This is a genomic window from Burkholderia sp. Ac-20344 (assembly GCF_017104975.1).
Lineage (GTDB): Bacteria > Pseudomonadota > Gammaproteobacteria > Burkholderiales > Burkholderiaceae > Burkholderia.
Genome location: NZ_JAAGPP010000026.1, coordinates 1 through 19,982, shown reverse-complemented (window position 1 = coordinate 19,982; position 19,982 = coordinate 1). Strand labels below are relative to the sequence as shown.

Below are 19,982 nucleotides of genomic sequence, written 5' to 3'. Positions count from 1 at the left end.
TTATCGGGTGTGGTCATGCGGGCGTCCGGCGCGCCGATGACGAAACGTTCACGAACGCGCGTCGTGCCAGCCGCCGAGCGCGCGCACGAGCCCGACGGATGCCTGCAGGCGTCGTGCGTCGACGTCGAGCGACGCGATCTGCGGATCGCGTTCGGTCGTCTGAGCGGTGACCACGTCGTGATAGATGTCTGTCGGCGCGCGCAGTGCCGCGAGCGGCCCCGCGATCAGGATCAGCAGCGCGAGGACGATGAACGTGCAGGGGCGCGCGAGCGCGAGTCGGACGGGTTTCAGCATCGGCGAGGTCTCGGCCGGCGCGGAGCGCCGCTTGACGCGGGGCGCGGGGCAGGACGAAAGATGTTTTAGGAAAGGGGCGCGACCGGCGGGGTGGGCATCGATTGTTACAAGACGTTAGCGCGGGCTTCCCGCTGCGATGCAGCGCATCAGTTCTTACAAACTTGAAATATGCGGAGACTGCGCTTGCCGTTATAGTCGAATCACACATGACACAACCAGAAGAGGAATCCATGAAGACCTTGCGTGTTGCCTCGCTCCTGACCGGTATGACGGCCTTGCTCGTGTCGGGCGCAGCAATGGCGGGCGTCAATGTCGGGATCAATGTCGGCGTTCCGGCGCCGGTCTACGTCGCGCCCGCGCCCGTGTATGCGCCGCCGCCGCCGGTCGTCTATCAGCCTGCGCCGGTCTATGCGCCGGCACCCGTCTACGCCCCGGCGCCGGCCATCGTGATCGGCTGGCATGGTGACCGCTACTGGGACGGCCGTCGCTACTGGGGCCGTGACGAGTGGTACCGCCATCACGGCCGCGGCTGGCGCGGCGATCGTGGCCACTGGGACAATGGCCGCCACAACGGCTGGCGCTGATCGGCAGGGCGCGCCCGCCTGGTGCGCGCCCGCGATCCGCTTGTGAAGAAACCGCCCGCGTGGCGGTTTTCTTTTGGCTTGCAGGCTTGAATGGGTAGAATCGTCACTCGTTACTACCCTTATTCGATCGACAGGGCCTCTATGACGAAGGGTTTGCCCCGGGCCGCGGCCGCGCGGGTCCGCCGAGCCGTACGGGCAGCCGGCCGCACGGCCGCGGTGTTCGCGCTGCAGGCGGCGCTGGCCGCGACCGCCGCGCACGCGGCCTACGCCATTGCGCAGTACGGCGAGCCGAAATATCCGCCCGGCTTCAAGCATTTCGACTACGTCAACCCCGACGCGCCGAAGGGCGGCACGCTCGTGCTCGCGAACCCGAACCGGCTGACGTCGTTCGACAAGTTCAACCCGTTCACGATGCGCGGCAATTCCGCGCCGGGCATCGACATGCTGTTCGAGAGCCTCGCGACCGGCAGCTCGGACGAACCGGCGTCCGCGTACGGGCTGCTCGCCGACGACATCGACATCGCGCCGGATCGCCGCTCGGTCACGTTTCACCTGAATCCGCGCGCGCGCTTCTCGAACGGCGATCGCGTCACGGCCGACGACGTCAAGTTCTCGTTCGACACGCTGAAGAGCAAGCAGGCTGCTCCGCAGTTCGGCGCGTATTTCGCGGAGATTGCGAAGGCCGTGGTCGTCGATCTGGCCACCGTGCGCTTCGAGTTCCGCAGCGCGAACCGCGAACTGCCGCTGATCGCCGGCGGCATGCCGGTGTTCTCGCGCAAGTGGGGATTGCGTGCGGACGGTTCGCGCATCCCGTTCGACCAGTTTGCGTTCGAGCAGCCGATCGGCAGCGGCCCGTACCTGATCGAGCACTACGACAACGGCCGGACGATCACTTACCGGCGCAACCCGGCGTACTGGGGTGCCGACCTGCCGGTGCGGGTCGGCACCCACAACTTCGAGCGAATCGTCTACAAGCTGTATGGCGACGGCGTCGCGCGGCTCGAGGCGTTCAAGGCCGGCGAATACGATGTGCTCGTCGAGTACATCGCGCGCAACTGGACGCGGCGCGACGTCGGCAAGCGTTTCGACAGCGGCGAGCTCGTCAAGCGCGAATTCCGCCAGCATAACGGCGCGGGCATGCAGGGCTTCTTCATGAACCTGCGCCGGCCGCTGTTTCGCGACGTGCGCGTGCGTCAGGCGCTCGACCTCGCGTTCGACTTCGAATGGCTGAACCGCCAGTTGTTCTATAGCGCCTACACGCGTCTGAACAGCTACTTCGCCGACACCGACCTGCAGGCGACCGGCACGCCCGGCCCCGGTGAGCTGAAGCTGCTGGAGCCGCTGCGCGCGCAGCTCGACCCGGCCGTGTTCGGCCCGATGGTCACGCAGCCGGACACGAACCCGCCGGGCTCGCTGCGCGCGAACCTGCTGAAGGCGCGCGCGTTGCTCGCGCAGGCCGGCTGGACCTATCGCGATGGCGCGCTGCGCAACGCGAAGGGCGAGCCGTTCACGTTCGAGATCCTCGACGATTCGGGCGCGGCGATGGAAGGGATCGTGACGGCGTACCAGCGCAATCTGGCGAAGCTCGGCATCGACGCACGTTTTCGCACGGCTGATTACGCGCTGCTGCAAAAGCGCCTCGACGCGTTCGACTACGACATGACGACGATCCGCTTGCCGGGCGTGCAGGTGCCGGGCGCCGAGCAGTTCTCGCGTTACGGCAGCAAATTCGCCGATGAGCCGGGCTCCGACAACTTCATCGGGCTCAAGTCGCCGGCCGTCGACGCGCTGCTGCACGCACTCGGCACCGCGCAGACCCGCGAAGACCTGCTCGACGCGACGCACGCGCTTGACCGCGTGCTGATGCACGGCTACTACGCGGTCCCGCAGTGGTACAGCACGACGCACCGGATCGCGTACAAGCGCACGCTTGCCTATCCGCAGACGCTGCCGCTGTACTATTCGGCCGAGGGCTGGGTCGTGTCGACCTGGTGGGCGAAGCCCGATCACTGAGCCACGCCGCCCCTACGCCCAACCCCGCCTACCGATCGCGAGTCGACGCCCTATGTGGAGCTACATCCTCAAACGCCTGCTGCTGATGATCCCGACGCTCATCGGCGTGCTGACCCTCACGTTCGCGGTGATCCAGTTCGTGCCGGGCGGCCCGGTCGAGCAGGCCGTGCAGGAATTGCGCAAGGGCGCGACGGAGCAGGGCGCGGTGCCGTTCGGGATGCGTGCGCACACCGGCGTCGACGCGCAGCAGCTCGCGCAACTGAAGGCGCTGTACGGTTTCGACAAACCCCCGCTCGAACGCTACTGGCTGATGCTCAAGCGCTTCGCGCGCTTCGATCTCGGCGACAGCTACTTCCGCCACCAGAGCGTGTGGTCGCTGGTCGCGCAGAAGCTGCCCGTGTCGATCAGCATCGGGCTGTGGACGTTCTTCCTCACGTACCTCATATCGGTGCCGCTCGGCATCGCGAAGGCCGTGCGCAACGGTTCGCCGTTCGACGTCGCGACGAGCCTCGTCGTGCTTGTCGGCTATGCGATTCCGGGCTTCGTGCTCGGCGTGCTGCTGCTCGTGCTGTTCGGCGGCGGCTCGTTCTGGCAGCTGTTCCCGCTGCGCGGGCTCACGTCGGACAACTTCGCGCAGCTGTCGCTCGTCGGCAAGGTGCTCGACTACCTGTGGCATATCGCGCTGCCGATCACGGCGTCGGTCGTCGGCAGCTTCGCGGTCGTCACGATGCTCACGAAGAATGCGTTCCTCGACCAGATCCGCCGGCAATACGTGCTGACCGCGCGCGCGAAGGGGCTCTCCGAGCGCAGCGTGCTGTGGAAGCACGTGTTCCGCAACGCGATGCTGCCGCTGATCGTCGGCTTCCCGGCTGCGTTCATCGGCGCGTTCTTCACGGGCAGCCTGCTGATCGAGACGCTGTTCTCGCTCGACGGCCTCGGGCTGCTGTCGTACGAATCGGTCGTGCGACGCGACTATCCGGTCGTGCTCGGCACGCTGTACCTGTTCACGCTGATCGGGCTCGCGACCAAGCTGATCTCCGATCTCTGTTATGTGTGGGTCGATCCGCGCATTCAATTCGATACCCTGGAGCGCTGACATGAAACCGTCCGTCTGCATGCCCGGCGTCACCGGGCGAGGTGTGCGATGAACCGGGCAGTCGTGTCGTCCCGCATCGACGCGGCGCGCGCCCGCGTGTCGCCGTCGCCCGCGCGTCGCGTGTGGCAGCGTTTCAGGCAGCAGCGCCTCGGCTACTGGAGCTTCGTGATCTTCGTCGTCGCGTTCGCCGCGAGCGTGGCGGCGCCGCTGTGGTCGAACGACAAGCCGCTCGTCGTGCGCTATGACGGCCAGACCTATTTCCCCATGTTCCATGCGTACCCGGAGACGACCTTCGGCGGCGATTTCCCGACGCCGGCCGACTATCTCGATCCGTACGTGCGCAAGCGGCTCGAGGCGCCCGGCAACTTCGTCGTCTACCCGCCGAACCGTTACTACTACGACACGCTGAACTACTTCTCGAACGTGCCGAACCCGGCGCCGCCGTCGCGCGAGAACTGGCTCGGCACCGACGCGCAGGGGCGCGATCTGCTCGCGCGGCTTGTGTACGGGTTCCGCGTGTCGGTCGAGTTCGGGCTGATCCTGACCGTGATCGGCACGCTGCTCGGGATCGCCGCGGGCGCCGTGCAGGGCTTCTTCGGCGGGCGCATCGACATCGTCGGGCAGCGGCTGATCGAGATCTGGAGTTCGCTGCCCGAGCTGTACCTGCTGATCATCTTCGCGTCGATCTTCGAGCCGAGCTTCCTGCTGCTGATCGTGCTGCTCTCGCTGTTCGGCTGGATCGGGCTCGCCGACTACGTGCGCGCGGAATTCCTGCGCAACCGCACGCAGGACTATGTGCGCGCGGCGCGCGCGATGGGGCTCACGAACTGGCAGATCATCTGGCGTCACGTGCTGCCGAACAGTCTCACGCCGGTGATCACGTTCCTGCCGTTCCGGATGAGCGGCTCGATCCTCGCGCTCACGAGCCTCGATTTCCTCGGGCTCGGCGTGCCGCCGCCGACCCCGAGCCTCGGGGAGCTGCTCGCGCAGGGCAAGGGCAACCTCGACGCCTGGTGGATCTCGCTGTCGACGTTCGGCGTGCTGGTCGCGACGTTGCTGCTGCTGACCTTCATGGGCGATGCGCTGCGCAACGCACTGGACACGCGGATCGCCGATTCGGTGCGCGCGGCGGGAGGTCAGCGATGAGCGAACCGGTCGTATCGACGCAGCATGAACCCCTGCTGGCGCTCGAGCATCTGCATGTGCGCTTCGGCGACACGGTCGCGGTGGACGACGTGACGCTCGCGATCGGCCGTGGTGAGCGCGTTGCGCTGGTCGGCGAGTCGGGGTCGGGCAAGAGCGTGACCGCGCTGTCGATCCTGCGGCTGCTGCGCGACGCCGAAGTCAGTGGTGCGATCCGCTTCGCGGGGCAGGACCTAGCGGCCAAAAGCGAGCGCGAAATGCGCGGGCTGCGCGGCTCGGACATCGCGATGATCTTCCAGGAGCCGATGACCGCGCTCAACCCGCTGTATACGATCGGCGTGCAGATCGGCGAGACGATCGTGCTGCACGACGGTGTATCGGCTGTCGAGGCGCGCAAGCGTGCGATCGCGCTGCTCGCGCGCACGGGCATCGCGGAGCCGGAGAAGCGGGTCGACAGCTATCCGCACCAGTTGTCGGGCGGCCAGCGCCAGCGCGCGATGATCGCGATGGCGCTCGCCTGCCGGCCGCGCCTGTTGCTGGCCGACGAGCCGACCACCGCGCTCGACGTGACGATCCGCGCGCAGATCGTCGACCTGCTGCTGGAACTGCAGCGCGAGGAAGCGAAAAAGCGCGGGATGGCGATCCTGCTGATCACGCACGACCTGAATCTCGTGCGGCACTTCGCGGATCGCGTCGCGGTGATGGAGCACGGCCGGCTCGTCGAGAGCGGGCCCGTCGAGCGGATCTTCGCGGAACCCGAGCATCCGTATACGCAGCGGCTGCTGAACAGCCGGCCGCAACGCGCGGTTGCGCCGGTGATGCCGATCGCGCCCGTCGTGCTCGATGCGCACCACGTGAGCGTGCAGTTCGCGCGCAAGCGGCCGGGCATCGCGGGCTGGTTCGGCTCGGTGCCCGTGACGGCCGTCGCGGACGTATCGGTGTCGGTGCGGCAGGGCGAGACGCTCGGCATCGTCGGCGAATCGGGATCCGGGAAGTCGACGCTCGCGATGGCGCTGCTCGGGCTGCAGAAGACGGCCGGCGGCACGATCGAATTCCAGGGGCGCGCGCTGTCGACCTATCGCGGCCGTGAGCAGACCGCGCTGCGCTCGAACATGCAGGTGGTCTTTCAGGATCCGTTCAGTTCGCTTTCGCCGCGTCACACGATCGAGCGGATCGTCGGCGAGGGGCTCGAGCTGCATCGCCCGGACATGACGCCCGATGCGCGCCGCGCGAAGTCGCTCGCGGTACTGCGCGAAGTCGGCCTCGACCGCACGGTGCTGCACCGTTATCCGCATGAATTCTCGGGCGGGCAGCGCCAGCGGATCGCCATCGCGCGCGCGCTGGTGCTGGAGCCGCGCATCCTGATCCTCGACGAGCCGACCTCCGCGCTCGACGTGTCGATCCAGCAGCAGGTGCTGAAACTGCTCGCGAATTTGCAACAGAAATACAACCTCGGCTATGTATTCATCAGCCACGACCTGGAGGTGATCGGGGCGATGGCGCACCGCGTCGCGGTGATGCAGGACGGGGCCGTCGTCGAGTCGGGAGAGGTGGCCGATATCTTCACCCGACCGTCACATCCTTACACACAAAAGCTGTTGAAAGCGGTCTGGAAAGCGTGATAGGCCGCCAATGGTCTGATCATCTCGATTGTATTTATTAATTTGTTTTGACAAACGATTACGCGCTGGCTAGTATCGACCGAAATTTTCCGCCAATCAGCTGATTTTTAAGCAAATTCCATCGACCAATGCAGCATCGATCCCTGACCCAGGCATGCGCGCGCACCATCGCCGGGCTATTCATCGGCGCCCTGTTTGCAGCAGCTCCCGGCGCGTTCGCCGACGAAGTCAGCAGTTTTAACCAAAATGTCACGAATTCGACGCAGAACGCGTCGAATTCTTCCCTCCAGCAGGCCAGCGCGCAGCCGTCGAGCGGTGGCGCGAAGTCGTTCCTCGCCGGCATGGCCGGCAAGGCAGGCGACGTGGTCGTCGGCGCGCTGAACATGATCGGCGTGCGCTATCGCTGGGGCGGCAACTCGCCGGATTCGGGCCTCGATTGCAGCGGCTTCGTGCGCTATGTGTTCCAGGACACGCTCGGCATGTCGCTGCCGCGCCGTGCGGAAGAGATGAGCCGCGTCGGCGAGAAGGTCAGCATGAGCAACCTCAAGCCGGGTGACCTCGTGTTCTTCAACACGATGCGCCGCACGTTCTCGCACGTCGGCATCTATATCGGCGACAACAAGTTCGTGCACTCGCCGTCGACCGGCAGCACCATCCGCGTCGACGATCTCGATAGCGGCTACTGGGAAAAGCGTTTCACCGGCGCGCGCCGGCTTGAATCGGAGTTCCCGATGAAGCCGGAAGACCTGCGTCAGCGCGTGCGCGCGACGATCGGCGACGATTCGGCGAGCGGCAACAACTGACGTTCGACGGCCAGTCCGGCCGGATCGAAAAAACCCTGTCACCGAAAGGCGGCAGGGTTTTTTGTTTTGGGGCGGTGCAAACGGTGAGCTGAAAGCCGTTCCGCCGTTGGCAGGCCGGCGGCGCGCACCGGCCTGCGCATCGCGTGCTTACGCGGCAGCTACGCCGCGCGCCGCCGTGAGCTTGCGCTGCAGTTCCGGCATGATGCGCGCGACGGCTTCCTCGCCCGCGAGGATCGCCGCGTTGCGCTGGTTGAAATCGCTGCCGCCCATGGCCGCGAGGTTTGGGCGGATCACGACGTCCGCGTACTTGTCGAGCTCGTAGGTCTTGATCGTCTGGCCCATGATCGTGAAGGTCTGCAGCAGCATCTCGATCGGGTTGTTGGTTGCCGCGCCGTCCGGCCGGGCCGAGATGTCGACCGCGATCACGAAGCTCGCGCCCATCTTGCGCGCGTACGATGCTGGCACGGGGCTCACGAGGCCGCCGTCGACATATTCGCGGTTGCCGATCTTCACCGGTTCGAACACCGACGGCACGCTGCACGACGCGCGCACCGCGAGCCCCGTGTTGCCCTGCTGGAACAGGATCGGCTGGCCGCTCTGCAGATCGGTCGCGACGATGCCGAGCGGCTTCGCCATCTTCTCGATCGGCCGGTTGTTGAGCGTCTTGTTCAGGAAGTTCTGCAGTGCCACGCCTTGCAGCAGCCCGCGTGAGCGGAACGGCAGCGCCCAGTCGCTGATCGCTGCCTGGTCCATGTCGAGCGCGATCTTGTTGATCTGCAGCGCGCTCATGCCCGATGCATAGAGTGCGCCGACCACCGAGCCCGCGCTCGTGCCTGCGACGATTTCGACCGGGATGCCACGCGCCTCGAGCGCCTTCAGCACGCCGATGTGCGAGAAGCCGCGCGCGGCGCCGCCACCGAGCGCGATGCCGATCTTCACGGGCTTTTCTTGCGACTGTGTGTTGCCGGGGCGGGATTTGTCGCCGAACGACGTGCAGGCGGCGAGGCTGGCGGACGCGGCGGCGATCGTGAAGTGGCGGCGCGACAGGCGAGGGGACGACATCGAATGGTTCTCCGGCGGCTTGGCGGCGGGTTACACGGCCCGCGGCGGCGATAGGTTCCGAGCGGCCGCGCAGCAGGTTCCGTGCGGCCGGTGCCGCGCCGGCTGGCGGCCGCGGCGCGCACATCATAAAGCAAGCGGCGCGCTTGGCGCGATGTCCGGCGCGAGTATAATTCCGGCTTCTTTCCCGTTCCGGGCGTCGCCGGCCCCGTTGCTGTCCGGGCTACCGCCGTCGATCCCGCGTCGAATCATTCATGCGCCCCAGGCGTTCGAGTTACCGTTTATGACCCGTCCTGTCCGTACCCGCTTCGCGCCGAGTCCCACCGGCTTCATCCACCTCGGCAACATCCGCTCCGCGCTCTATCCGTGGGCGTTCGCCCGCAAGATGAAGGGCATGTTCGTGCTGCGCATCGAGGATACCGACGTCGAGCGCTCGTCACAGGAAGCGGTCGACGCGATCCTCGAAGGGATGCAATGGCTCGGCCTGGATTTCGACGAAGGCCCGATCTACCAGATGCAGCGGATGGACCGCTATCGCGAGGTGCTCGCGCAGATGCTGGAGAAGGGGCTGGCGTACCCGTGCTACATGTCGGCCGAGGAGCTCGATGCGCTGCGCGAACGCCAGCGCGAGGCCGGCCTGAAGCCGCGCTACGACGGCACGTGGCGTCCGGAGCCCGGCAAGGTGCTGCCGGAGCCGCCGGCTGGCGTGAAGCCGGTGCTGCGCTTCCGCAATCCGCTGACGGGCACGGTCGTGTGGGACGACGCCGTGAAGGGGCGTGTCGAGATCTCGAACGAGGAACTCGACGACCTCGTGATCGCGCGCCCGGACGGCACGCCGATCTACAACTTCTGCGTGGTGGTGGACGACATGGACATGGGCATCACGCACGTGATCCGTGGCGACGACCACGTGAACAACACGCCGCGCCAGATCAACATCCTGAATGCGCTCGGCGGCGAGCCGCCCGTCTATGCGCACCTGCCGACCGTGCTGAACGAGCAGGGCGAGAAGATGAGCAAGCGGCATGGCGCGATGAGCGTGATGGCGTATCGCGACGCCGGCTTCCTGCCTGAAGCCGTCGTCAACTATCTTGCGCGCCTCGGCTGGTCGCACGGCGACGCCGAGATCTTCTCGCGCGAGCAGTTCGTCGAATGGTTCGATCTCGAACATCTCGGCAAGTCGCCGGCGCAGTACGACCACGGCAAGCTGAGCTGGCTGAACGCGCATTACATCAAGGAAGCTGACAACGCGCGCCTCGCCGAGCTGGCCAAGCCGTTCCTCTCCGCACTCGGCATCGACGATGCGGCGATCGCGACGGGCCCTGCGCTCGAAGCGGTGGTCGGGCTGATGAAGGATCGCGCGACGACGGTCAAGGAGATCGCGGAAGGTGCCACGATGTTCTACCGTGTGCCGGCACCGGAAGCCGATGCGCTTGCGCAGCACGTGACCGATGCGGTGCGCCCGGCGCTGGCCGATCTCGTCGCTGCATTGAAGGCGGCCGACTGGACGAAGGAAGCCGTGTCCGCCGCGCTGAAGGCAACGCTTGGCACGCACAAGCTGAAGATGCCGCAACTCGCGATGCCGGTGCGTCTGCTGGTGGCGGGTACGACGCACACGCCGTCGATCGATGCGGTGCTCGTGCTGTTCGGTCGCGATGTCGTGGTGTCGCGCATCGAGGCCGCGCTGGTCTGAGGTTCGGGTGCGTGTGAAGCTGCCCGTGCGTGACATCGCGGCAGCTTCGCAAAAAATTTCGCTCGAATCGCAAAAAGGGTATTTACAAGTTCAAAGTAGCTCCATATAATCTCATTTCTGTTCTGCAAGGGGGTATAGCTCAGCTGGGAGAGCGCTTGCATGGCATGCAAGAGGTCAGCGGTTCGATCCCGCTTACCTCCACCATCAGAACAAGCTGGATTGATTTGCGAAGCAGCGGTGGTAGTAATAAATGCTTCACAGAATGATTCAAAGCAGTTAGAATTTCGGCCTTCGCTGTTGATTGAAAAGTGAATAGCGAAAGTCAGACAGATCTGAAAAGATTTTGTCCCCTTCGTCTAGAGGCCTAGGACATCACCCTTTCACGGTGAGTACAGGGGTTCGAATCCCCTAGGGGACGCCAGATTCAGCGGCGTTTCATAGAAGTGTCGCAACGCTTGCAGGAACGTAACCGACGTCCTGCGGGTGAGGGTAGGAAAGCTGGAGCGGTAGTTCAGTCGGTTAGAATACCGGCCTGTCACGCCGGGGGTCGCGGGTTCGAGTCCCGTCCGCTCCGCCAGAACGAAGCCCGTTCAAGACGTTTTTGAGCGGGCTTTTGTATTAAAGATGTAAGCAGTACGTTGTCCCCTTCGTCTAGAGGCCTAGGACATCACCCTTTCACGGTGAGTACAGGGGTTCGAATCCCCTAGGGGACGCCAGATTCAGCGGCGTTTCGTAGAAGTGCCGCAGCACTTGCAGGAACGTGACGATGTCCTGCAGGTGAGGGTAGGAAAGCTGGAGCGGTAGTTCAGTTGGTTAGAATACCGGCCTGTCACGCCGGGGGTCGCGGGTTCGAGCCCCGTCCGCTCCGCCAGAACGAAGCCCGTTCAAAGAACGTTTTTTGAACGGGCTTTTGCATTAAGGATGTAAGCAGTACGTTGTCCCCTTCGTCTAGAGGCCTAGGACATCACCCTTTCACGGTGAGTACAGGGGTTCGAATCCCCTAGGGGACGCCAGATTTCGGCGTCGTTCGAACAAACGACGCGCCGGCAGGAAGCAACCGACGCCTGCCAGGCAAGCAGCAAGACTGGAGCGGTAGTTCAGTCGGTTAGAATACCGGCCTGTCACGCCGGGGGTCGCGGGTTCGAGTCCCGTCCGCTCCGCCAGAAAATGAAGAAGCCCGCCTTGTGCGGGCTTTTTCATTTGCGTTTCCGGTTGCGCCCGCCAGCGGCGTAACCTCCGGTCATCCGGCGTCGGGCCGCTACGAGAAATTCGCGATTGCATCCCTACGCGACTGCGCTATCGTGGCGGGATGCGTTCTTGACCCCTGCGCGATGCTCGATCCGACCGACCTGCGACTTCTGTATCAGCTCCGGCCTGCGGAGGCCGGCGATTTTCCGTTTGCCGAAGCGCTGACGCACGGAAACATGGGCGGCTATTACAAGCGCCACGGGCTCGTGTGGCGCAGCGACCTGTTTTATGCGAGCTGGCGCGAATCCGAGAACTTCATCCTTGAGGCTGACGGTGAGCGCATCGGCGTACTGCGCGTGACCGAGGAGGGCGACTCGCTGCACATCCGCGATGTGCAGATTGCAGCCGGCCATCGCGGGCAGGGCGCCGGCACCTACATGCTCGACATGTCGCATCGCTGGGCGCGTGCGCGCGGGCTGCACGAACTGCAACTGCGCGTGTTCGTCGACAATCCTGCCGCGCGTCTCTACTTGCGCATGGGCTATCAGGTTGCCGGGTCGCGGCTCGCGCAACTTGGCTCGATCCGCCACATGGTGCGGCCAGTCTGAAGATCTGACGCCCTGGAGCGAGGCGCTCAGCGGACGGCGCCGATCGCGTCGTCGTTCGGCGTTTCGTCGTCCGCGAGGCTGCCTTCCAGGCCGCGGTGCTCGTAGCCGCGCAGCATGAATGCGCGCGGGCTTTCGCCGAATGCACGGCGGAACATCGCCGAAAAGGCGCTCTGGCTCTGGTAGCCGAGTTCGCGCGCGATGTGCGACAGCGGGCGCCCCTGGTTCAGCAGCGGAATGGCCCGTGCCAGCAGTGCCTGCTGACGCCACTGCGAAAAGCTCACGCCCAGTTCCTGCTTGAAGAGCCGCGAAATCGTGCGCGTGCTCGCGCCGACCTCGCTTGCCCAATGTTCAAGCGACTCCGCATGCGCCGGGTGCGCGAGTACCGATTCGCACAGCATGCGCAGCCGTTTTTCGTCGGGCATCGGCACCGCGAGCGGCAGCGGTTCGGCGCGGCTCAGCTCGTCGAGCACGAGCCCGCACAGCAGGCGCTCGCGCGCGGTGCTCAGGTCGCGTGCGTCGAGTGCGACGATCAGTTCGCGCAGGAGCCCCGTCACTTCGACGACGCGGCACGCATCGAGCCCGTCCGGCACGATCGACTCGTCGATATACAGCGTGCGCAAATACGCCTCTTCGACGATCACGACCTCGTGCGTCACACGCGGCGGTACCCAGATCGCGCGGGATGGCGGCACCATCCATGTCGTGCCGGTCGTCGCGACGCGCAGCACGCCGCGCGACGCGTACGCGAGCTGCGCCCACGCATGCGTATGCAACGGGATGCGGTGTCCGGCGTCGACCCGCCGTGCGCGCACGCGCATCGGATGGACGGCGGTCGGTGCGAATTCGGGCGGAATGTCGATGACGTACGGGTTCGATACGTCGGCTTGGACGGGCGGATTCATGGACGATTCGGGCAGCGCGGCGGCGATGCCGTTATTGTAGAAGGCGCCGCAAAAGCGCATGCGACGGTTTGTCGGACGATCATGCCGCGTTCAAATGAACTTTGTGTGGGGCCCCCGGCGATTTCGGGACTGCCCGGGGCCGGGCGCGCGTGCGGGTTCGAACCATCGGACCGGTATCGTGGTCTATCGATGCGCGGGCGATTTCGCACGAATCGCACGCGAGCACGGCAACACACGAATCAAAGAGGAGAACCACGATGCGTTACGTATTCGTCTACGGCACCTTGAGAAACGGGGAGGCCAACGACATCGGCCATGCAGCCGCCAGGCACGGGATTGCCGCGCCGACGCTGCTCGGCGCCGCCGCGCTGCCGGGCGAACTGTACGATTTCGGCCCGTATCCGGGGATGATCGCCGGAGCGGCCGGCAAGTCGCTGGTCTGGGGCGACGTGTACGAGGTCGACGACCGGCTCGTTCCGGTGCTCGACGAGATCGAGCGCGTGTATCCTGGCGTCGACGCGCTGTTCAAGCCGGAGGACGTGACCGTCGAGCTCGGCGGCCGGCAGTACGCCTGCCTTTACTATCCGGTCGCCGCACACGCGACAGCCGGGCGTCCGCGCATTGCGTCGGGAGACTGGGTTCAGCACCGGCGCGAGCGGGAAGCCGTCTGACCGGTTGCGCGGCGGCCGGTCCTGCCGCAACAGAAAAAGCGCCCCGAGGGGCGCTTTTTTGATGCCGTCATCGCATGCGACCGGCGCCGACGCAGGACCGGCCCCGACCGAGGCGGGCAGCGTCGTCAGATTTCCTCGTACAGCGGCAGCGTCAGGAACTCGGTGAAGCCTTCCGACGTCGACATCTGCTCGAAGATCGCCGCGGCGCGCTCGTACGGCTGCGTGTTGCCGCCGACCGACCGCTTCACGTTGTCGAGCTCGGCCTTCGCGAATTCGCGCACGAGTTCGGCCGTGACCTTGCGGCCGTCGTCGAGCACGCCTTTCGGCGAGCGGATCCATTGCCACACCTGCGAACGGGAGATCTCGGCCGTGGCCGCATCTTCCATCAGGTTGTGGATCGGCACGCAGCCGTTGCCGTCGAGCCATGCGCCGAGGTAGTGGATGCCGACGTTGATGTTGTTGCGCAGGCCGGCTTCGGTGATCGGCGCTTCGGGCTGGAAGTCGAGCAGGTTCCTGCCTTCGACCTGCACGTCGTCGCGCTGCTTCGCGATCTGGTTCGGCTGGTCGCCGAGCACCTTGACGAACTCTTCCATCGCGATCGGCACGAGGCCCGGGTGGGCCACCCAGCCGCCGTCGTAGCCGTCGGTCGCGTCGCGCTGCTTGTCCGAGCGCACGCCGCCCATTGCCTTGTCGTTCGCCTCCGGATCGTTCTTGATCGGGATCAGCGCGCTCATCCCGCCGATCGCCGGCGCGTTGCGCTTGTGGCAGGTCTTCAGCAGCAGCAGCGCGTACGCGCGCATGAACGGCACCGTCATCGTGATCTTCGAACGCTCGGCGAGGCAGAAGTCGCGGTCGTTCTTGAACTTCTTGATGGCCGAGAAGATGTAGTCCCAGCGGCCGGCGTTCAGGCCCGAGCTGTGTTCGCGCAGTTCGTACAGGATCTCGTCCATCTCGAACGCGGCGAGGATCGTCTCGATCAGCACCGTCGCGCGGATCGTGCCGCGCGGCACGCCGACGCCTTCCTGCGCGGCGACGAAGATGTCGTTCCACAGGCGCGCCTCGAGATGGCTTTCCATCTTCGGCAGGTAGAAGTACGGGCCCGAGCCGCGCGCGAGCAGTTCCTTCGCGTTATGGAACAGGAACAGCGCGAAATCGAAGATGCCGCCGGACACGCGCTGGCCGTCGACCGTCACGTGCTTTTCGTCGAGGTGCCAGCCGCGCGGACGCACGATCAGCGTCGCGACCTTGTCGTTCAGCTGGTACGACTTGCCGTTCTGCTCGAGCGAGATCGTGCGGCGCACCGCGTCCTTCAGGTTGATCTGGCCGTCGATCTGGTTCGTCCAGCTCGGCGCGTTCGAATCCTCGAAGTCCGTCATGTACGAATCGGCACCCGAGTTCAGCGCGTTGATGATCATCTTGCGCTCGACGGGGCCCGTGATCTCGACGCGGCGGCATTGCAGGTCGGCCGGCAGCGGCGCAACCTTCCAATCGCCTTCGCGGATCGCCTTCGTCTCGACCAGGAAGTCGGGGCGCTCGCCCGCATCGAGGCGTTTCGTGCGCTCGACGCGCGCCTGCAGCAGCGCCTGGCGGCGCGGCTCGAACGTGCGGTGCAGCGCCGCGACGAGTGCGAGCGCTTCGGGCGTCAGGATTGCTTCGTAACCCGGCTTGATTTCGCCGGTGATCGCCATGCCTTGCGGCAGCGTGATCGGGGTGCTCATGAGTCTCATCTCCTTGGTCGGTCAGTTGCGGTTTCGGTGAATGGGGAAGGCGGCAGCGCTGCGAACGTCATGCACCCGGGCCGGGGCGCGTGCGGTTCGCGGGTCTGCCGGACGGAGCCGGGGTGGCGAGGAATGCGAGCAGGTCGGCCATGCCGGTGCCCGTGCCGTCGGGCGGCGCGCCGAGTTCCTCGGCGGGCGCACCCGTGCGGTTGAGCCAGAACGTCGTGTAGCCGAACCAGACGGCGCCGGCGACGTCCCATGCGTTCGACGACACGAACACGATGCCGCGCCGGTTCGGTCCGAACGCGTCGGTGCCGAGCGCATAGGCGGCCGGGCTCGGCTTGTACGCGCGCACGGTGTCGGCCGACAGCACGCGATCGAACAGCCCGGACATGCCGGCGCTCTTGATTGCAATGTCGAGCATCTGCGGCGTGCCGTTCGACAGGATCGCGAGCGGCGGGCGCGGGTCGCGCGCGCGCAGCTTGCGCAGCGCGGGCACCGTATCGGGATAGGTCGACAGGCACGCGTATTCGTCCATCAACCGCTTCTCGGCCGCGCTGTTCAGCGCGAGCCCGAGCCGGCGCGCGGCGAACCGCAGTGCATCGAGCGTGATGTCCCGGAACGGGCGATAGCGGGCGCCGGCCGGATCGGCGAGCGTGCGCAACTGCGAGTATTCGATTTGCTTGCGTCGCCACAGCTGCGACAACCGTTCCCCGTGACCGGGAAACATCTGCTCTGCCGCGGCCAGGACCGCACGCACGTCGAACAACGTGCCGAATGCGTCGAAGAGGATTGCGTCGGGAGAGGAGAGTGTCGTTGTGGCCGACATAGCCTTGCGCTCCAGTTTCAGAGGTCGGGTAAATTCTATTCGTGATCGTATGCGCTAAAAAAGACGCTAATCATCACTTGATCTTTTACTTTCATATACCTAATCTTGAGCGGTTTAAGCTATTTGAAGGGCGGCAGTACCGCCCCCGCGAGTCATGGACCGGTTCAAGCAGATCGAAACGTTCGTTGCGGTCGCGGCGAAGGGCAGCCTGTCGGCGGCCGCGCACGCGGAAGGCGTCGCACCGGCGATCATCGGCCGCCGCCTCGACGCGCTTGAGGAGCGGCTCGGCGTGAAGCTGCTGGTGCGCACGACGCGCAAGCTCACGCTGACATTCGAGGGTTCGGCGTTCCTCGAGGATTGCCAGCGCGTCATCAACGACATGCAGAACGCGGAGGCGAGCGTGTCCGCCGGCGGCGTGAAGGCGAGCGGCCATCTGCGCATTTCCGCGCCGGCCGGCTTCGGCCGGCGGCACGTCGCGCCGCTCGTGCCCGAATTCAGCGTCGGGCATCCGGATGTATCGGTCACGCTCGACCTGTCCGACCGGATGGTCGACCTCGTCAACGAGGGATTCGATTGCGCGGTGCGGCTCGGCGAGCTGCCCGACTCGTCGCTCGTGTCGCTGAAGCTCGGCGAGAATCGCCGCGTGTGCGTCGCTGCTCCCGCGTATCTCGTACGGCGCGGCACGCCGGCCACGCTCGCGGAGCTGGCGCGGCACAACTGCCTCGCGCTCGCGGCAAACGCGAACCAGCAACGCGGCTGGTCGTTCCAGGAGAACGACAAGGTCGTGTCGATCCGCGTGAACGGCACGATGGAATGCTCGGATGGTGCGGTGCTGCACGAGTGGTGCCTCGCCGGCCACGGCCTGGCGTGGCGCTCGTGGTGGGAGGTCGGCGAGGACATCGCGGCCGGCCGGCTCGTCAGCGTGCTCGACGCGTTCGCCGCCCCGCCGATCGGCATCCACGCGGTGTTTCCGCAACGCCGGCACCTGCCGCTGCGCGTGCGGCTGTTTCTCGATTACCTGAAGCACACCTACGAGCGGCCCGGATATTGGGGAGAGTAGGCCGTGCATGCCCGCGTGTTTCCGATATGAGGGCGAACCCGCTGCCGGCGCCGGTTGGGCGGTTTCGCGCACTACACTCGAAGGAGGCATGTCCGACACGTCGCGGCCGGCTCGGATGGGATCGCGGCGTGCGGAGTGCGATTGACGAAGGAGGGCGCGATGTTCCGGCACATCCTCGTTCCAACCGACGGTTCCGAACTGTCGCAGAAGGCAATCGACGGCGCGATCGACCTGGCTCGGGCGGTCGGTGCGCGCGTCACGGCCTATGCGTGCCTGCCGCAGTATCCGTACTCGCCGTTTTCCGAAGTGATCATCGAGCCGCCCGCCGATTTCCGGGCGCGCAGCGAGCGCGAGGCGCGCGCGCACCTCGACGAGGTCGAATCGGCCGCGAAGGCGGCCGGCGTCGATTGCGACACCTGGACGAGCGTGCATCCGTCGCCGTATCTCGGCATCATCGAGGCGGCCGAACGCGGCGGCTGCGACGTGATCTTCATGGCGTCCCACGGACGCCGCGGGCTCGGCAGCTTGCTGATCGGCAGCGAGACGCAGCGCGTGCTGACCCATACGAAAATTCCGGTGATCGTTTATCGGTAGGGCGGCGCCCTGGAAAAAGGGCGCGCCGGACGGAGCCGGCGCGCGTCGTTGCTGGCGGCCCGCAGGCCGCGCGGCGGGTCGCGCGATCGGTATCGCGCGCCTGCCGTCTCCTCCCTGATTGTTGTTCGGTGGCCGATGCCGCGCCGTCGCGAGACGGGGCGGGCATCGGCATGACGCGTGTCGCGCGTTATGCGACCTTCTTGCCGTCGAAGAACTGCTCGTCTTCGGTCGAGCCGTGCAGCGCGGTCGTCGACGCTTCGCGCTCGACCGTCTGCGTCACTGCGTCGAAGTAGCCGGTACCGACTTCGCGCTGGTGCTTGACGGCCGTGAAGCCCTTGTCCGCTGCCGCGAACTCGGCTTGCTGCAGTTCGACGAACGCGCTCATCTGCGTGCGGGCATAGCCGTGCGCGAGGTTGAACATCGAGTAGTTGAGCGCATGGAAGCCGGCCAGCGTGATGAACTGGAACTTGTAGCCCATCGCGCCGAGTTCCTTCTGGAACTTCGCGATCGTCGCGTCGTCGAGGTTCTTCTTCCAGTTGAACGACGGCGAGCAGTTGTACGACAGCATCTTGCCCGGGAACTGCTTGTGAATCGCTTCCGCGAACTTCTTCGCGTACTCGAGATCCGGCTTGCCCGTCTCGCACCAGACCAGGTCGGCGTACGGCGCGTACGCGAGACCGCGCGAGATCGCCTGCTCGATGCCCGGCTTCGTGCGGAAGAAGCCTTCCACCGTGCGCTCGCCCATCAGGAACGGCTTGTCGTTGTCGTCGACGTCGGACGTGATCAGGTCGGCCGCTTCCGCGTCGGTGCGGGCGACCAGCACGGTCGGCGTGCCCATCACGTCCGCCGCGAGACGCGCAGCCGACAGTTTCGCGACGGCTTCACGCGTCGGCACCAGCACCTTGCCGCCCATGTGGCCGCACTTCTTCACCGACGCGAGCTGGTCTTCGAAGTGGACGCCCGAGGCGCCGGCTTCGATCATCGCCTTCATCAGCTCGAACGCGTTCAGCACGCCGCCGAAACCGGCTTCCGCGTCAGCGACGATCGGTGCGAAGAAGTCGACATAGCCTTCGTCGCCCGGGTTCTTGCCTTCCGACCACTGGATCTGGTCGGCGCGCGTCAGCGTGTTGTTGATGCGCTTCACGACGAGCGGCACCGAGTTTGCCGGGTACAGCGACTGGTCCGGGTACATTTCGCCCGCGACGTTCGCGTCGCCGGCCACTTGCCAGCCGGACAGGTAGATGGCCTTCAGGCCTGCCTTCACCTGCTGCATCGCCTGGTTGCCGGTCAGTGCGCCGAGGGCGTTGACGAACGGCTCGTGGTTGATGAGGCTCCACAGCTTTTCCGCGCCGCGCTTGGCCAGCGTATGCTCGATCGGGATCGAGCCACGCAGGCGGACCACGTCTTCAGCCGAGTAGCTGCGCTTGATACCCTTCCAGCGCGGATCGGTTTCCCATTGCTTTTGCAGTTCCTGTGCCTGTTGCTGACGAGACATGATGAGCTCCTTGATGCGGTGCGATGCCTGATGGGTTGAATCTGACGGTGGCGAGGCTGTTCTCGAAGCCGGGAGCGATGCGTTCCGGTTCGCGAGGTCTTGTATAAGAGTCTAGGCAAATCGACCGGAGCGGGACAGGGGGCTTGTTGAGCGGTGGGGTAAATTTTTAGTTGTTTTTAATCAATATCTTGGAACTGTAATTTCGAGATAAGAAATGCCTTTTTCCATCCCGCAATCGCTGCGGTTGTGCCACGCAGCATGATTTTTTACGACACAAAAAAATTTTCCGCATCGTGAAATGTGGGGCGGGGCGAAAAAAAACCGGCGCATATGCGCCGGTTGGCTGGATGGGCAGGGCGGTCATCCGCGGGTCTGCCCTCCGTGGGGCGGCCGATGGCCGCCCGTGCGTGCTTACGACGCGGAGTTGCCGCGACGCGGGCCACCGCTGCGTTGGCCGTCGCGACGCGGGCCGCCGTCACGGCTGCCGCCCGGCAGATCGGAAGAGCGTCGGGTAGGAAAGAGTGTCAACAATGGTGTAGAGTCCGGTGGTGGCCGGATCATTAAAAAAAAGAAAACACAAGACCACCGTCACATACAATCTAACACCAGT

The 19,982-nt window shown here is 65.5% G+C and carries 17 protein-coding genes and 7 tRNA genes; 18 read left to right on the top strand and 6 right to left on the bottom strand.

Annotated elements, in window-relative coordinates; genetic code table 11:
- Positions 1-48 precede the first annotated feature (48 nt).
- On the bottom strand, positions 49-294 hold the full coding sequence (locus G3N64_RS11550; protein ID WP_205784112.1) for a hypothetical protein: 246 nt from the start codon (positions 292-294) through the stop codon (positions 49-51).
- A 230-nt stretch (positions 295-524) separates the two neighbouring features.
- Between G3N64_RS11550 and G3N64_RS11545 the strand changes: the two genes are divergently transcribed.
- The 6 genes from G3N64_RS11545 to G3N64_RS11520 all read left to right on the top strand — a co-directional run bounded on the left by G3N64_RS11545 (position 525) and on the right by G3N64_RS11520 (position 7,555).
- On the top strand, positions 525-878 hold the full coding sequence (locus G3N64_RS11545; protein ID WP_205784071.1) for a hypothetical protein: 354 nt from the start codon (positions 525-527) through the stop codon (positions 876-878).
- A gap of 141 nt (positions 879-1,019) precedes the next feature.
- Entirely contained in the window at positions 1,020-2,891 is a 1,872-nt protein-coding gene (locus G3N64_RS11540; RefSeq protein WP_205784070.1) for an extracellular solute-binding protein, read from the top strand.
- Positions 2,892-2,943: 52 nt separating this feature from the next.
- Complete coding sequence (locus tag G3N64_RS11535; protein ID WP_205784069.1) at positions 2,944-3,987, top strand: ABC transporter permease subunit; 1,044 nt, start codon at positions 2,944-2,946, stop codon at positions 3,985-3,987.
- A gap of 48 nt (positions 3,988-4,035) precedes the next feature.
- On the top strand, positions 4,036-5,133 hold the full coding sequence (locus G3N64_RS11530; RefSeq protein ID WP_205784068.1) for an ABC transporter permease: 1,098 nt from the start codon (positions 4,036-4,038) through the stop codon (positions 5,131-5,133).
- A complete protein-coding gene (locus G3N64_RS11525; protein WP_205784067.1) occupies positions 5,130-6,752 on the top strand; it encodes a dipeptide ABC transporter ATP-binding protein in 1,623 nt (540 codons plus the stop codon). The genes G3N64_RS11530 and G3N64_RS11525 overlap by 4 nt, the downstream gene beginning before the upstream one ends.
- Before the next feature lie 128 nt (positions 6,753-6,880).
- Entirely contained in the window at positions 6,881-7,555 is a 675-nt protein-coding gene (locus G3N64_RS11520) for a C40 family peptidase (RefSeq protein WP_205784066.1), read from the top strand.
- A gap of 147 nt (positions 7,556-7,702) precedes the next feature.
- Here G3N64_RS11520 and G3N64_RS11515 read toward each other — a convergent pair whose 3' ends face one another.
- Complete coding sequence (locus G3N64_RS11515) at positions 7,703-8,617, bottom strand: patatin-like phospholipase family protein (protein ID WP_205784065.1); 915 nt, start codon at positions 8,615-8,617, stop codon at positions 7,703-7,705.
- Positions 8,618-8,897: 280 nt separating this feature from the next.
- On the opposite strand from G3N64_RS11515, the gene gltX reads away from it, so the two are divergent.
- The 9 genes from gltX (at position 8,898) to G3N64_RS11470 (ending at position 12,103) form a co-directional block, all read left to right on the top strand.
- Positions 8,898-10,307, top strand: a complete 1,410-nt coding sequence (gene gltX, locus G3N64_RS11510) for a glutamate--tRNA ligase (RefSeq protein ID WP_205784064.1) — start codon at positions 8,898-8,900, stop codon at positions 10,305-10,307.
- 128 nt (positions 10,308-10,435) lie between these two features.
- Positions 10,436-10,511: transfer RNA gene (locus G3N64_RS11505), tRNA-Ala, on the top strand.
- A 141-nt stretch (positions 10,512-10,652) separates the two neighbouring features.
- A tRNA-Glu gene (locus tag G3N64_RS11500) sits at positions 10,653-10,728 on the top strand.
- 79 nt (positions 10,729-10,807) lie between these two features.
- A tRNA-Asp gene (locus G3N64_RS11495) sits at positions 10,808-10,884 on the top strand.
- A 63-nt stretch (positions 10,885-10,947) separates the two neighbouring features.
- Positions 10,948-11,023: transfer RNA gene (locus tag G3N64_RS11490), tRNA-Glu, on the top strand.
- 78 nt (positions 11,024-11,101) lie between these two features.
- A tRNA-Asp gene (locus G3N64_RS11485) sits at positions 11,102-11,178 on the top strand.
- A gap of 66 nt (positions 11,179-11,244) precedes the next feature.
- A tRNA-Glu gene (locus G3N64_RS11480) sits at positions 11,245-11,320 on the top strand.
- A 73-nt stretch (positions 11,321-11,393) separates the two neighbouring features.
- Positions 11,394-11,470 (top strand) — tRNA-Asp (locus G3N64_RS11475).
- 168 nt (positions 11,471-11,638) lie between these two features.
- Entirely contained in the window at positions 11,639-12,103 is a 465-nt protein-coding gene (locus G3N64_RS11470; protein WP_027787064.1) for a GNAT family N-acetyltransferase, read from the top strand.
- A 26-nt stretch (positions 12,104-12,129) separates the two neighbouring features.
- Here G3N64_RS11470 and G3N64_RS11465 read toward each other — a convergent pair whose 3' ends face one another.
- Positions 12,130-13,005, bottom strand: coding sequence for a helix-turn-helix transcriptional regulator (locus tag G3N64_RS11465; protein WP_205784063.1), 876 nt, complete (start codon positions 13,003-13,005; stop codon positions 12,130-12,132).
- A gap of 257 nt (positions 13,006-13,262) precedes the next feature.
- Here G3N64_RS11465 and G3N64_RS11460 point away from each other — a divergent pair, with 257 nt between their 5' ends.
- Entirely contained in the window at positions 13,263-13,676 is a 414-nt protein-coding gene (locus tag G3N64_RS11460) for a gamma-glutamylcyclotransferase family protein (RefSeq protein ID WP_205784062.1), read from the top strand.
- 125 nt (positions 13,677-13,801) lie between these two features.
- Here G3N64_RS11460 and aceB read toward each other — a convergent pair whose 3' ends face one another.
- Positions 13,802-15,394, bottom strand: coding sequence for a malate synthase A (aceB, locus tag G3N64_RS11455; protein WP_205784061.1), 1,593 nt, complete (start codon positions 15,392-15,394; stop codon positions 13,802-13,804).
- 67 nt (positions 15,395-15,461) lie between these two features.
- Positions 15,462-16,223: a haloacid dehalogenase type II gene (locus G3N64_RS11450; protein WP_205784060.1), complete on the bottom strand. Its 762-nt coding sequence runs from the start codon at positions 16,221-16,223 to the stop codon at positions 15,462-15,464.
- Positions 16,224-16,377: 154 nt separating this feature from the next.
- Between G3N64_RS11450 and G3N64_RS11445 the strand changes: the two genes are divergently transcribed.
- Together G3N64_RS11445 and G3N64_RS11440 are read left to right on the top strand one after the other, a co-directional pair.
- Positions 16,378-17,283 (top strand): LysR family transcriptional regulator, encoded by a 906-nt coding sequence (locus G3N64_RS11445; protein WP_205784059.1) that lies wholly within the window; start codon positions 16,378-16,380, stop codon positions 17,281-17,283.
- A 159-nt stretch (positions 17,284-17,442) separates the two neighbouring features.
- The gene (locus tag G3N64_RS11440; protein WP_031399397.1) at positions 17,443-17,877 is read left to right on the top strand and encodes a universal stress protein; all 435 of its coding nucleotides are present in this window, start codon (positions 17,443-17,445) and stop codon (positions 17,875-17,877) included.
- Between the two features lie 187 nt (positions 17,878-18,064).
- On the opposite strand, the gene aceA is transcribed toward G3N64_RS11440, so the two are convergent.
- Positions 18,065-19,372 (bottom strand): isocitrate lyase, encoded by a 1,308-nt coding sequence (aceA, locus tag G3N64_RS11435; RefSeq protein ID WP_205784058.1) that lies wholly within the window; start codon positions 19,370-19,372, stop codon positions 18,065-18,067.
- Positions 19,373-19,982 lie beyond the last annotated feature (610 nt).